Source organism: Chromobacterium sp. CV08 (assembly GCF_051129845.1).
GTDB lineage: Bacteria > Pseudomonadota > Gammaproteobacteria > Burkholderiales > Chromobacteriaceae > Chromobacterium.
Window position 1 is genome coordinate 1,530,631 of record NZ_CP150453.1, and the last position, 12,920, is coordinate 1,543,550.

Here is a 12,920-nt window from a genome sequence, read left to right on the forward strand (position 1 = left end):
ACATGGGCTATTCCCGCATTCTCGGAACCGGCAGCTTCCTGCCGTCCCGAGTGCTCACCAATGCGCAATTGGCTGAGCGGGTCGATACCAGCGACGAGTGGATCGTCTCTCGTACCGGCATCCGCGCGCGCCATATTGCCGACGATCAGCACAAGACCAGCGACCTCGCGCTGAAGGCGGCCGAAGCCGCCATCGCCAGCGCCGGCATAGGCAAGGGCGAGATCGACCTGATCATCGTCGCCACCACGACCCCTGACATGGTCTTTCCCAGCACCGCCTGCATCCTGCAGGAGAAGCTGGGTCTGCCCGGCATTCCCGCTTTCGACGTGCAGGCCGTATGCGCCGGTTTCGTCTACGCGATCGCCACCGCCAATGCCTATATCAAGAGCGGCATGGCGAAGACGGCGCTGGTGATAGGCGCCGAAATCATGTCGCGGGTGCTGGACTGGGACGATCGCCGTACCTGCGTGCTGTTCGGCGACGGCGCCGGCGCCGTCGTGCTGGGCGCGTCCGACGAGCCCGGCATCCTGCACGCCAAGCTGGCGGCCGACGGCCGCTACCAGGGCCTGCTCAATACGCCGGCGCAGATTTCCGGCGGCAAGATCCAGGGCATGCCGTATCTGCACATGGATGGTCCGGCGGTATTCAAGTTCGCCGTCAAATCGCTGTCCGAGATCGCCGTCTCCACGCTGGCCGAGGCCGGGGTGGACAAGGCGGCCGTCGACTGGCTGGTGCCGCACCAGGCCAATCTGCGCATCATCGAATCCACCGCCAAGCACCTGGGTCTGTCCATGGAAAAGGTGATCGTCACGCTGCCGGAGCAGGGCAACACCTCGGCCGCGTCGATTCCGCTGGCGCTGGACGCCGCGGTGCGCGACGGGCGCATCCGCCGCGGCCAGACCGTCCTGCTGGAAGGCATAGGCGGGGGTTTCGCCTGGGGCGCGGCGCTGCTCATCTACTGATCAACCGGCGCCAAGTGGCGTTTTCGCAGTCCAATCGCCGCCGATGGCAACATTTGTTGCACGGCGGGCTTGGCAGCGGACGCCGCTTTGCGTCATGCTTTGCGTCGAATTCACGTGGAGTCGACTATGGCTTTTGCATTTCTTTTTCCGGGGCAGGGCTCGCAGAGCCTGAAAATGATGGACGGCTTCGCCGACCTGCCCGTGGTGCAGCACACTTTCGAGGAAGCATCGGACACGCTGTCCGTCGATCTGTGGGCGATGCTGCAGGCCGATAGCGCCGATGCCATCAACGCCACCGTCAATACCCAGCCCATCATGCTCGCCGCCGGCTATGCCGCCTATCTGGCCTGGCAGGAGCTGAACGGCAAGCAGCCGTCCGTCGTGGCCGGCCACAGCCTGGGCGAGTATACCGCCCTGGTGGCCGCCGGCGCCCTGCCGTTCGCCGAGGCGGTCAAGCTGGTGCGTCTGCGCGCCGAGGCGATGCAGCAGGCGGTGCCGGCCGGCGCCGGCGCGATGGCCGCCATCCTGAACCTGTCCGACGACGACATCCGCGCCGCCTGCGCCGAAGCCGCCGCCGGCGAGGTGGTTGAGGCCGTCAATTTCAATTCGCCCGGCCAGGTGGTGATCGCCGGCAACAAGGGCGCCGTCGAGCGCGCTATGGAGTTGTGCAAGGCCCGCGGCGCCAAGCGCGCGCTGCCGCTGCCGGTGTCGGTGCCCTCGCACTGCTCGCTGATGCGGCCCGCCTCCGAACAGCTGGCGGCGGCGCTGGCCGAGGTTCACCTCAATGCGCCTGCAATACCCGTATTGCATAATGCCGACGTCGCCAGCTATGGCGACGCCGCGCGGATACGCGACGCGCTGATCCGCCAGCTGTACATGCCGGTGCGCTGGACCGAAACCATACTGAAGCTGGCCGCCGACGGCGTGACGCTGATGGCCGAGTGCGGTCCGGGCAAGGTCCTGGCCGGCCTGGCGAAGCGCATAGACGGCAAGGTCAAATGCCTGGCGCTGACCGACCGCGCGGCGCTGGAAGCCGCCCGCGAAGAGCTGGCCTGACCGACATTCCGGCGGCCGGCCCCGCGGCCGGCCGCCATCGTCCCTTCGGCGAAAGCCGGACGGGCGTTGACAATAAGGAGACACATTGATGAGTCTGCAAGGCAAAGTGGCGCTGGTGACCGGCGCCTCGCGCGGCATAGGCGCGGCGATCGCCGACGCGCTGGCCGCCGAGGGCGCCGTCGTGATCGGCACCGCCACGTCGGAATCCGGCGCGGCCGCCATCCATGAGCGTCTGTCCGCCGCCGGCGGCGCAGGCCGAGTGCTGGACGTGACCGGGCAGGGCGCGGTCGAGGCGCTGATCGAATCGGTGGAGCAGGAGTTCGGCTCCGTGGCGATTCTGGTCAACAATGCGGGCATTACCCGCGACGGCTTGTTGATGCGGATGAAGGACGACGATTGGGATGCCATCATGGACACCAATCTGAAGTCGGTGTTCAAGGCGTCCAAGGCGGTGATGCGCGGAATGATGAAGGCCCGCAGCGGCCGCATCATCAATATCGCCTCGGTGGTCGGCGCGATGGGCAATGCCGGCCAGGCCAACTACGCGGCCGCCAAGGCCGGCATCATCGGCTTCACCAAGTCGATGGCGCGCGAGGTCGGCAGCCGCAACATCACCGTCAACTGCGTGGCGCCGGGCTTCATCGACACCGATATGACCCGCGCGCTGCCGGAAGCGCAGCGCGAGGCGCTGGTGGGCCAGATTTCGCTGGGCCGCCTCGGCGACGCAAAGGATATCGCCGACGCCGTCGTGTTTCTGGCGTCGGACCGCGCGGCCTACATCACCGGGCAGACCCTGCATGTGAATGGCGGGATGCTGATGCCCTGAGGCCGGTCGCCGCCACAGCAAGATTTAGGTAGGCTGCTCTAATTTTTTTTTGTAGAATACCGGGGTTTTGTGATCCCGAATCAGAAAGGTCAAGGGTTTAAACAAATGGAAAACATCGAACAGCGCGTCAAGAAGATCGTTGCCGAACAACTGGGCGTGAACGAAGCCGAGATCAAGATCGAAAGCTCTTTCGTTGACGATCTGGGCGCGGACTCCCTGGACACCGTTGAACTGGTGATGGCGCTGGAAGAAGAATTCGAGTGCGAGATTCCGGACGAAGAGGCCGAGAAGATCACGACCGTTCAGCAAGCCGTCGACTACGTCAGCGCCAACCTGAACAAGTAATCCCCGTTTTCGGGACCAGGACCTCTGCCCGGTGTTGCTTCGGCTCGCCCGCAGAGGTTCTTTTGTTAAGAGAATTCCAAACGCGCGTTTGAATCGATTGACGGTTCGCGACGCGCGTCCGGCTTCACCGGGAGACTGCCCTCCCATCTCTCACGGGGATTCTTCGTGTCCAAACGCAGAGTAGTAGTCACCGGCCTGGGGCATGTGTCTCCGGTCGGCAACGATGTCGCCACCGGCTGGGCCAATCTGCTGGCCGGCAAGAGCGGCATAGCCAAGATCACTCGTTTCGACGCCAGCGACATGGCCTGCCAGATCGCCGGCGAGGTCAAGGACTTCGATATCGGCCAGTACATCTCGCCGAAGGAAGCGCGTCGCAACGACCTGTTCATCCACTACGGCATCGCCGCGGCCCTACAGGCCGTCGCCGACGCCGGACTGGACGACATCCAGGATCTGGACAAGACGCGTGTCGGCGTCAACATCGGTTCCGGCATCGGCGGCCTGCCGCTGATCGAGGAAACCGGCGTGGCGCTGATGGAAGGCGGTCCGCGCAAGATCGGTCCGTTCTTCATCCCGGGCTCGCTGATCAACCTGATCGCCGGCCAGGTGTCCATCCTGAAGGGCTACCAAGGCCCGAGCTACGGCATCGTGTCCGCCTGCACCACCGGCGCGCACTGCATCGGCGACGCCGCTCGCCTGATCCAGTACGGCGACGCCGACGTCATGGTGGCCGGCGGCGCCGAGGGCGCGGTGTCGCGCCTGGGCATAGGCGGCTTCGCCGCGATGAAGGCGCTGTCCACCCGCAACGACGATCCGGAGGCCGCCTCCCGTCCGTGGGACAAGGGCCGCGACGGCTTCGTGATGGGCGAGGGCGCTGGCGTGCTGGTGCTGGAAGAGTACGAGCATGCGGTCAAGCGCGGCGCCAGGATCTACGCCGAGCTGATCGGCTTCGGCATGAGCTCGGACGCGCATCACATCACCGCGCCGAACGCAGACGGCCCGGCCCGCGGCGTGGCGAACGCGCTGCGCGACGCCGGCATCAACGCCGACGCCGTGCAATACGTGAACGCTCACGGCACGTCGACCCCGCTGGGCGACGCCAACGAGACCAGCGCGCTGAAGATCGCTTTCGGCGACCACGCCAAGAAGCTGGTGGTCAATTCCACCAAGTCGATGACCGGCCACTTGCTGGGCGGCGCCGGAGGCGTCGAGGCCATCTACACCATCCTGGCGATCCACAACCAGGTCTCGCCGCCGACCATCAATATGGTCGAGCAGGATCTGGAGGCCGGCTGCGACCTGGATTACGTGGCCAACACCGCGCGCGACATGAAGATCGAGGTGGGTATTTCCAACTCCTTCGGCTTCGGCGGCACCAACGGCACCCTGGTGTTCAAGCGCGTCTGACCGACAGGGCAGGCGATTGACAGGGCGAACCGCTGCGTTACACTCGCAGCGGTTTTTCTTTTTTCGCCGCCGCTCAAGGCGGGCGGCGGGCTTGCAAATCAGTGCCGGGCCTTGCCGGCCCAGGACCGTAGATGTTCACTCAGAAACTCGACTTCATTCCCGACCTGCTGGCGCTGCACGCGGCCGACCGCGAGCACTTTCCCTACCTGATGCAGTCGTCCGGCGATAGCGGCTGGGACATGCTGCTGATGCAGGGCGAGCGGCGCGTGTTCATGGCGGGCGAGGGACAGGCCTTTCTCGACGAGGTGCGCGCGTTCCGGCCGCGGGCGGTGTCCAATCCGCACGGCCTGCCCTTCGTCGGCGGCTGGTTCGTCTATCTGGCCTACGACCTGCTGTCGGAGTTCGAGCCGCATGTGCCGGCCGCCTTGCCGGACAGCTTCCCGCTGGCGGTATGGGCGCGCGCGCCGGCCGCGGTGCTGGTGGACCGCGCGAAAGACGAAGCCTGGCTGGTCGGCGAGACCGCCGACGACTGGCATGCGCTGGAGAGGCTGGTCGCCACCCGGCCGGCCTTCGCGCCCCGGCCGGTGGCGCTGGCCGGTCTGGAAGAGGATCCGCCCGAGTGGTATACCGAGGCGGTGGTCCGGCTCAAGCGCTACATCTACGACGGCGACGTGTTCCAAGTGAACATCTCGCGAGGCTGGCGCGCGGAGCTGGCCGACGGACTGAGCGCGCCGGATCTGTACGCCGCGTTGCGCCGCGCCAATCCGGCGCCGTTCTCGGCGCTGGCCGACTTCGGCGACGCGCAGATCGTCAGCTCGTCGCCGGAACGGCTGGTGAGGGTGCGCGACGGCTGGGCCGAGACCCGTCCGATCGCCGGCACCCATCCGCGTTCGCGGGACGCGGCCGAGGACGCCGAACTGAAGAAGCGGCTGATCAGCAGCGTCAAGGAGCGCGCCGAGCACGTGATGCTGATAGACCTGGAGCGCAACGACCTGGGCCGGATCAGCCGCCCTGGCTCGGTGGAGGTCAACGAGCTGATGGCGGTGGCCAGCTACGCCTACGTCCACCATATCGAATCGAATGTCCGCGGCAGGCTGCGCGACGATGTCGCGCCGGTCGACGTGCTGCGCGCGCTGTTTCCCGGCGGCACCATCACCGGCTGTCCCAAGGTGAGGACGATGCAGATCATCCGCGAGCTGGAAAACGGCGCGCGCCGCGCCTATACCGGCAGCCTCGGCTACCTGAACCGCGACGGCACCATGGACTTCAACATCCTGATCCGCACCTTCATGCAGGAGGGGAGCAAGCTGCGCTTCCGCGCCGGCGGCGGCATCGTCGCCGATTCCGATCCCGAGCGCGAACTGCAGGAGACCCGTCACAAGGCGCGCGGCCTGCTGCGCGCGCTGGGCGTGGAGCAGGGCTGATGGCGATGCTGGTCAACGGCCTGCCCGGCGAGTCGGTGTCGGCGCTGGACCGCGGTTTCAACTACGGCGACGGCGTGTTCCGCACCATGCAGCTGCGCCATGGCCGGCCGTCGATGTGGCGCTGGCAGTATGCGCGCCTGGCCGACGACGCCGCGCGGCTGGCGCTGACGCTGCCGGACGAGCAGCAGTTGCTGGACGAGCTGATGGCGCTGGGCCGCGGACATGCGCTGGCGGTGGGCAAGATCGTGGTCACCCGCGGCGTCGGCGCGCGCGGCTACGCGATGGCCGGCGCCGGCGCGCCGACGCGCATCGTGTCGGTCACGCCATGGCAGGGCTATCCGTCGGAGTACGGCGAGCGGGGCGTGACCGCGCGCTGGTGCGAGCTCAGGCTGTCGCTGCAGCCTCGCCTGGCCGGCGTCAAGCACCTGAACCGGCTGGAGAGCGTGCTGGCGCGCTCGGAGTGGAACGACCCGGCGATCCAGGAAGGCTTGCTGCTGGACCAGGACGGCTGGCTGGCCGAGGGCACGATGAGCAATGTCTACCTGCTGAGGGGCGGGGAAATCCAGACTCCCTTGCTCGACCGTTGCGGCGTGAACGGGGCTGTGCGCGATTGGTTGACGGATAGTGTTTCGAATTTCGGACTTAAATTTTCGGAAAAGCGACTTTCCGCCGCCGATCTGATTGACGCTGAGGCGGCCTTTCTCTCCAATAGCCTGATCGGCATCTGGCCCATCGCCCGCCTGGGCGAGCGGGTCTGGACGCCTCCGCCTTTGCTGCAGGCATTGCGGCAAGCCTTACTACAACAAGCCTGATGCATGGCGCCGGGGACCGTCGGCGCGATGTTCCGCTTGCCGTGCCGACCGGCTCCCTCCCTTCTTCCGAATCGATCCGATCGCGCCGGAGCGGACGGGTTTCGTCCGGCGTCGCGCCAGGCGCGGCGGGCTGGATAACCCGGACAAGAGGTTGCCTGTGAAATTGATCCTGAAACTGCTGGCCGGCATGGCCGTCGGCCTGCTGCTGGGCCTGTACGCGCCCGGCCCGCTGCTGACGCTGCTGCTGACCTTCAAGGGCCTGTTTAGCCAGTTCATCGGCTTCATGATCCCGTTGATCATCGTGTTCTACATCATGAGCGGCATCGCCGCGCTGGAGACCGGCTCCGGCCGCATGCTGGGCTGGACCGTCGGCCTGGCCTACGCCTCCACCATCCTGTCCGGCGTACTGGCCTTCACCGCCGCGTCCGCCTTGCTGCCGCAATGGCTGGGCGAGGCAGCCGCCGCGCCCGCTGCCGCCGCCGCCGGCAAGCTGGCGCCGCTGTTCAAGCTGGAGATCAAGCCGCTGTTCGACGTGATGACGGCGCTGATGCTGGCCTTCGTCTTCGGCCTGGGCATCGCCGCCACCGGCGCGGCGCGCTTGCGCGAGATCGCCGAGCAGGGCAAGGACATCGTCGAGAAGGTGCTGGCGCGTGTGCTGGTGCCGCTGCTGCCGGCCTATATCGCCTGCGAATTCGCCGACATGGCCGCCGCCGGCACCGCCTTCGCCACGCTGAAGACCTTCGGCGTGGTGCTGTTGATGGCCATCGCCCTGCACTGGCTGTGGCTGGCTGTCCTTTACGGCGCCAGCGGCGCGCTCTTGGGCCGCAATCCGCTGTCCTTGCTGCGCGCGATGCTGCCGGCCTACTTCACCGCGCTGGGCACGATGTCGTCGGCCGCCACGATACCGGTGGCGCTGCGTTCGGCCGGCAATATGAAGGTGTCGCCGCCGGTGGTGCATTTCGTGATGCCGCTGTGCGCGACCATACACCTGTGCGGCTCCACCATCACCCTGGTCAGCTGCGCCACCGCGGTGATGCTGATGACCCATGGCCTGGATGTGCCGGGCTGGGACGTGATGCTGCCCTTCATCCTGTTGCTGGGGGTGACCATGGTGGCCGCGCCGGGCGCGCCGGGCGGCGGCGTGATGTCGGCGCTGGGCATCCTGTCCAGCGTGCTGGGCTTCCCGGAAGCCAGCCTGGCGCTGATGATCGCCCTCTATCTGGCTCAGGACAGTTTCGGCACCGCCTGCAACGTGGCCGGCGACGGCGTGGTGGCGCTATGGGTGGACCGCGTGGCGGGCCGGACTGCGGAGCCGGCCGGCGAGGCGGCCGCGCAGCGCGGGTGATTTGTTAAGCAGAACAAGTGATTTGGGGCGATCGGCGGCGGCGGGTATATTGAATCCCTCACCGTTTTCCTTTCACGCCGGGTTTGGGCGCAAGGTTTCGGTTTCTCTCGTTAATCGTGTTTGTTTGGCCGGGCCTCGCGCCCGGCCTTTTTCTTGCCGGCGTTTCGGTCCTGCGGCGGGCCGCTTCCGCGCCCGGTCTCCGGCGGAAAGCAGCCGGGGTAAAGATCTACAACGGCTGGAACCATTCCTCGTGAACCGGCATCGCCAGGCCGTGCCGCCGACGCGCCGGCAGCCAGGCGGCGCGGAAGGCCTCGCGGTCGGCGACGTCCGGATAGACCTCCATCCAGGTGTCGGCGTCGTCGCAGCGGCGCAGCAGCCGGCCGGGCCAGCCGGCGGCGGCCAGTTCGGCCTGCAGCGCGCCTAGGCGCCGACGCACCGCGTCGTGGTCGGATTCGATCTTGAAATAGCAATACAGCGTGGCGGTCATCGTTCTCTCCGGACGGCGGGCTGGCCTGGTCGGCAAAATTGTTTATGATAGACCTTCGCGCCGCGCCGGTGGCGGAACAGCAAAGGGGGAGCAGGTGCAGCAGCAGATAGACACGCTGGTGGTGGCGGGCGTCGGCCTGATCGGCGGCTCGTTCGCGCTGGCGTTGAAGCGCGCGGGCAGGGTGAGGACCGTGATCGGCGTCGGCCGCACGCTGGCCAATCTGGAGAAGGCGCTGGCGCTGGGCGTGGTCGACGAGATCAGCCAGGACATCGCCGCCGTCGCAGACCGCGCCGACGTGGCGCTGCTGGCGTCGCCGGTGGGCCAGATGGGCGCGCTGATGGCGGCATTGGCGCCGGGTTTGCGGCCGGGCGCCGTGGTCACCGACGGCGGCAGCACCAAGAGCGATGTGGCGGCATTGTATCGCCGGCATCTGCCGGATCACCTGCCGTGGTGCGTGCCGGCGCACCCGATCGCCGGTTCCGACCTGTCCGGCGCGGCCGCCGCGCAATACGGCCTGTACGAGAACCGCCGCGTGGTGCTGACGCCGCTGGACGAGACCGCGCCAGAGGCGGTGGAGACCGTGGCTGAGCTGTGGCGCGCCTGCGGCGCCGAGATCCATGCGATGAGCGCGGCCGAACACGACGCGGTGTTCGCCAGCGTCAGCCATCTGCCGCATCTGCTGGCCTTCGCCTATGTCGACCAGGTGGCGGCCAGGGCCGACGCCGAACGCTGCTTCGATTTCGCCGCCACCGGCTTCCGCGACTTCACCCGCATCGCCGGCAGCCATCCGGAGATGTGGACCGACATCAGCCTGGCCAACCGCGACGCGCTGCTGGCCGAGCTGGCCGGCTACCGCGCCGGCCTGGACCGCCTGGCCGCCTTGCTGGAGGCCGGCGACGCCGACGGCCTGAACCGTTTGTTCGGCGACGCGCGCGCCGCGCGCACGCGCTGGCATCAGCAGTTCCTGCGTCGGGGCTAGTCCGCCTCGACGCCGGCCAGGAAGTTGGCCACCAGCGGCGAGTCTTCGTCGCGGCGGGTCGCGATCCCCATCGACAGATAGGCGCCGTCGTCGGCCAGCGGCACATAGTGCACCGCCGGTATCTGCACGCATTCGAGAGGAGAGGGCAGGACGGCGACGCCGACGCCGGCCGCCACCAGGCCGATCTGGGTGATCGCCTCGCCGGCCTCCTGCACCACGTTCAGCTCCAGCCCGTCTTGCCTCGCCAGCTGAAGGATCACATCCCTGAGGCCGGCGCCGGACTCCTGCGGGTAGCCGATCAGCGGCTCGCGCGCGAGCTCGGCCAGCGTCACCGCGTCGGCGGCGGCCAGCCGGTGGCCGCGCGGCAGCACCGCCAGCAAGCGGTCGCGATGCAGTTCCTCGACCCGGATCAGCGGACTGGGCGCCGGGCCGTTGAAGCGGACGAAGCCCAGGTCCAGTTGGCGGCGCTCCAGCGCGTCGAACTGGCCGGCGGTGAACATTTCGCTCAATGTCAGCCTGACCGCCGGATAGTCGCGCCGGTAGTGCTGCAGACTGTGGTGCAGGATGGGCGTCAGCGGCAAGGACGAGGTGAAGCCTATGCGCAGCTCGCCGGTTTCGCCGTCGGCGGCGCGGCGCACGGCGGCGGCCGCCGCCGCGCTGTCGGCCAGTATCTGTCTGGCTCGCGGCAGCAGCTGCAGCCCGGCTGCGGTCAGCTCCACCTTGCGCTGGTGGCGGCGGAACAGCGGCGCGCCCAGTTCCGCCTCCAGCGCTTGGATCTGCTGGCTCAGCGGCGGCTGGCCGATATGCAGGCGCTCGGCGGCGCGGGTGAAATGCAGCTCCTCGGCGACGGCGACGAAATAACGCAGGTGGCGCAGCTCCATTTGATACTTTTAAAGTATTAATCTTGCCTGAAATATATATTGGACCATGGGAATCGCCAAGCCTAAGCTGACGGTGTCGCAAGCTTCATCGAGATTTTCGCCGTGTCCGCCCACGTCCCCGCCGCACCGCTGTCACCGATTTCCATTCCCGACGCCCAGACCGGCAGGCTGCACGCCGGCACGCCGGCCTTCCGCGCCACCGCGCGCGCGATGTTCGTCGGCGGTTTCTGCACCTTCGCGATGCTGTACGGCACCCAGCCGCTGATGCCCTTGTTCGCCCACGACTTCGGTCTGACGCCGGCCGCCGCCAGCGGCGTGGTGTCGATGTCCACCGGTGCGCTGGCGCTCAGCCTGATCCCGGCCAGCCTGCTGTCCGACCGCTTCGGCCGCCGCGAACTGATGAACGCGGCGCTGGCGCTGGCCTCGCTGTTGATGCTGTCGTCGGCCTTCGTCGGCGGCTTCGGCACCTTCCTGTTGCTGCGCGCGCTGTTCGGCATCGTGCTGGCCGGCCTGCCGGCGGTGGCGATGGCTTATCTCAGCGAAGAGGTCGACGGCAAGTCGCTGGGGCACTCGATGGGTCTCTACATCGCCGGCAACGCGCTGGGCGGCATGTGCGGCCGCTTCCTGGCCGCGGTGCTGGCCGATCACTTCGGTTGGCGAGGCGCGGTGCTGGCGCTGGCGCTGATGGGCTGCGCCGGCGCCTGGCTGTTCTGGCGCAGCCTGCCGCCGTCGCGCCATTTCCAGCCGCGGCGGCACGACTTCGCCCGTATGCGGGGCGAGCTGGCCGCCATCGCCGGCGACGGCGGCCTGCCGTGGTTGTTCCTGACCGCCTTCTTGCTGATGGGCTGCTTCGTCAGCCTGTACAACTATCTCGGCTTCCGCCTGCTGGCGCCGCCGTTCAATCTGAGCCAGAGCCTGCTCGCGCTGCTGTTCTCGCTGTACGTGGTCGGCATCTGGGCCTCGGCCTGGGTCGGCAGCTTGTCCGACCGTCTGGGCCGCCGCAATGTGCTGTGGCTGATGGTGGCCGCGATGCTGGCCGGCCTGGCGCTGACGCTGGCCGATCGCCTGTGGCTGCTGGCGCCGGGCATCGCCTTGTTCACTTTCGGCTTCTTCGCCGCCCATTCCGTCGCCAGCAGCTGGGTCGGCCTGCGCGCGCGGCAGGGCCGGGCGCTGGCGTCGGCCCTGTATCTGAGCAGCTATTACCTCGGTTCCAGCCTGTACGGCTCGGTGTCCGGCCTGATGTGGGCTTACGGCGGCTGGCCCGGCGTCGTGCTGGCGCTGGCGGCCGGCCTGGCGCTGCTGTTGGCGGCGGCGTTGTGGCTGCGCAGGCTGCGGCCGTTGCCGGCGGCCTAACCGTCCGTCGCGTCGCGCGCGATTCTCTCCACCAGGTCCGCCACCCGCGAGCTGTAGCCCCATTCATTGTCGTACCAGTACATCAGCCTGGCGTGGCGTCCATGCTGCACGGCGGTCCAGCGCTGGTCGACGATGGCGGAGTAGCGGCTGCCCCGGTAGTCGTTCGACACCAGCGGCTCGCTGCCGGTGTGCAGAATCGGCAGCGTCTGCTCCTGTTCGGCCCGGCGCAGCAGACCGTCCAGCTCATGCGCGGCGGTCGGCCGCTCCAGTTCCACATCGAGCACGGCGGAACAGACGATGTGGGTCGGCACCCGGTAGGACATCGCCTGCAGTTTTTGCGACAGGCCGGGCAGCACCGCATCGGCGGCCTGCAGCGCGCTGGTGGTCTTCGGAATCAGGTTGCCGACGGCGGATCGGCCGAGGGCGAAGTGAGACTGCAGCGCGTCCATGCCGGCCGTCGGCGCCGTTCCGTCCTGCAGGCGCTGCTGGCCCAGCCACGGATGCAGCGTCAGCAGATAGCCGCGCGCGATGCCGAAATGCCGCTGCAGCAGCGCGGCCACCGGCGACAGCGCCACCGCGTCGCAGATGCTCGCCGCCAGGCGGCGCTGCCGACGCGGATCGAACGCGTGCTCGTTGACGCCGAACACCACGGTGGAGACGCCGGGATGCGAGACCGCGTGGGTGGTGACGGTCCAGCCGGGGAATGCCTGCCAGCCGGCCAGCCGGGCCGGATTCCCGGTGTCGCCGGAGGCGTCGATCAGCACCTCCACCCCGTGTTCCAGCCATGGCGCGGCGGTGACGTCGGCGCAGTGCGACAGCGCGATCGTCCGCTCGCCGACGGTCAGGCGTCGGCTGGCGAAGCCTATCCGGTCCGGCAGGGGGCCGTGGATGGAGTCGTATTTCAGCAGATAGGCCAGATTGGCGGCATCCTGCTGCACGTCGTTGATCAGCACCAGGTCGAACAACTGGCGTTGCTGGTTGATGCGGAACAGGGTGCGGCCGATCCGGCCCAGCCCGTTCAGGCCGACTTTCAGTTTTCTCAT

General features: G+C 67.9%; 13 protein-coding genes. 10 read left to right on the top strand and 3 right to left on the bottom strand.

Going from position 1 to position 12,920, the window contains the following annotated elements:
• Nucleotides 1–2: 2 nt before the first annotated feature.
• From WNM05_RS07320 to WNM05_RS07355, 8 genes are all read left to right on the top strand, one after another.
• Nucleotides 3–962 (top strand): beta-ketoacyl-ACP synthase III, encoded by a 960-nt coding sequence (locus WNM05_RS07320; protein WP_434633774.1) that lies wholly within the window; start codon nt 3–5, stop codon nt 960–962.
• Nucleotides 963–1,088: 126 nt separating this feature from the next.
• The gene (fabD, locus tag WNM05_RS07325) at nt 1,089–2,018 is read left to right on the top strand and encodes an ACP S-malonyltransferase (protein WP_434633775.1); all 930 of its coding nucleotides are present in this window, start codon (nt 1,089–1,091) and stop codon (nt 2,016–2,018) included.
• A gap of 88 nt (nt 2,019–2,106) precedes the next feature.
• The gene (gene fabG, locus WNM05_RS07330; RefSeq protein ID WP_434633777.1) at nt 2,107–2,844 is read left to right on the top strand and encodes a 3-oxoacyl-ACP reductase FabG; all 738 of its coding nucleotides are present in this window, start codon (nt 2,107–2,109) and stop codon (nt 2,842–2,844) included.
• 105 nt (nt 2,845–2,949) lie between these two features.
• A complete protein-coding gene (gene acpP / locus WNM05_RS07335) occupies nt 2,950–3,189 on the top strand; it encodes an acyl carrier protein (RefSeq protein ID WP_434633779.1) in 240 nt (79 codons plus the stop codon).
• Nucleotides 3,190–3,354: 165 nt separating this feature from the next.
• Entirely contained in the window at nt 3,355–4,596 is a 1,242-nt protein-coding gene (gene fabF, locus WNM05_RS07340; RefSeq protein WP_434633781.1) for a beta-ketoacyl-ACP synthase II, read from the top strand.
• A 131-nt stretch (nt 4,597–4,727) separates the two neighbouring features.
• Nucleotides 4,728–6,020 (top strand): aminodeoxychorismate synthase component I, encoded by a 1,293-nt coding sequence (locus tag WNM05_RS07345; protein ID WP_434633783.1) that lies wholly within the window; start codon nt 4,728–4,730, stop codon nt 6,018–6,020.
• Nucleotides 6,020–6,832 carry an aminodeoxychorismate lyase gene (gene pabC, locus WNM05_RS07350; RefSeq protein WP_434633784.1) on the top strand — a complete coding sequence of 271 codons (813 nt, stop codon included), beginning with the start codon at nt 6,020–6,022 and terminating at the stop codon, nt 6,830–6,832. The genes WNM05_RS07345 and pabC overlap by 1 nt, the downstream gene beginning before the upstream one ends.
• A 157-nt stretch (nt 6,833–6,989) precedes the next feature.
• Nucleotides 6,990–8,177 (top strand): dicarboxylate/amino acid:cation symporter, encoded by a 1,188-nt coding sequence (locus tag WNM05_RS07355; RefSeq protein WP_434633786.1) that lies wholly within the window; start codon nt 6,990–6,992, stop codon nt 8,175–8,177.
• Between the two features lie 226 nt (nt 8,178–8,403).
• On the opposite strand, the gene WNM05_RS07360 is transcribed toward WNM05_RS07355, so the two are convergent.
• Nucleotides 8,404–8,664: a DUF4936 family protein gene (locus tag WNM05_RS07360; RefSeq protein WP_434633787.1), complete on the bottom strand. Its 261-nt coding sequence runs from the start codon at nt 8,662–8,664 to the stop codon at nt 8,404–8,406.
• 94 nt (nt 8,665–8,758) lie between these two features.
• On the opposite strand from WNM05_RS07360, the gene WNM05_RS07365 reads away from it, so the two are divergent.
• A complete protein-coding gene (locus tag WNM05_RS07365; protein WP_434633789.1) occupies nt 8,759–9,643 on the top strand; it encodes a prephenate dehydrogenase in 885 nt (294 codons plus the stop codon).
• Here the strand turns inward: WNM05_RS07365 and WNM05_RS07370 are convergent.
• Nucleotides 9,640–10,524, bottom strand: coding sequence for a LysR family transcriptional regulator (locus WNM05_RS07370; protein ID WP_434633791.1), 885 nt, complete (start codon nt 10,522–10,524; stop codon nt 9,640–9,642). The genes WNM05_RS07365 and WNM05_RS07370 overlap by 4 nt on opposite strands.
• Before the next feature lie 102 nt (nt 10,525–10,626).
• Here WNM05_RS07370 and WNM05_RS07375 point away from each other — a divergent pair, with 102 nt between their 5' ends.
• The gene (locus tag WNM05_RS07375) at nt 10,627–11,877 is read left to right on the top strand and encodes an MFS transporter (protein WP_434633793.1); all 1,251 of its coding nucleotides are present in this window, start codon (nt 10,627–10,629) and stop codon (nt 11,875–11,877) included.
• On the opposite strand, the gene WNM05_RS07380 is transcribed toward WNM05_RS07375, so the two are convergent.
• A complete protein-coding gene (locus tag WNM05_RS07380; RefSeq protein WP_434633794.1) occupies nt 11,874–12,920 on the bottom strand; it encodes a glyceraldehyde 3-phosphate dehydrogenase NAD-binding domain-containing protein in 1,047 nt (348 codons plus the stop codon). The genes WNM05_RS07375 and WNM05_RS07380 overlap by 4 nt on opposite strands.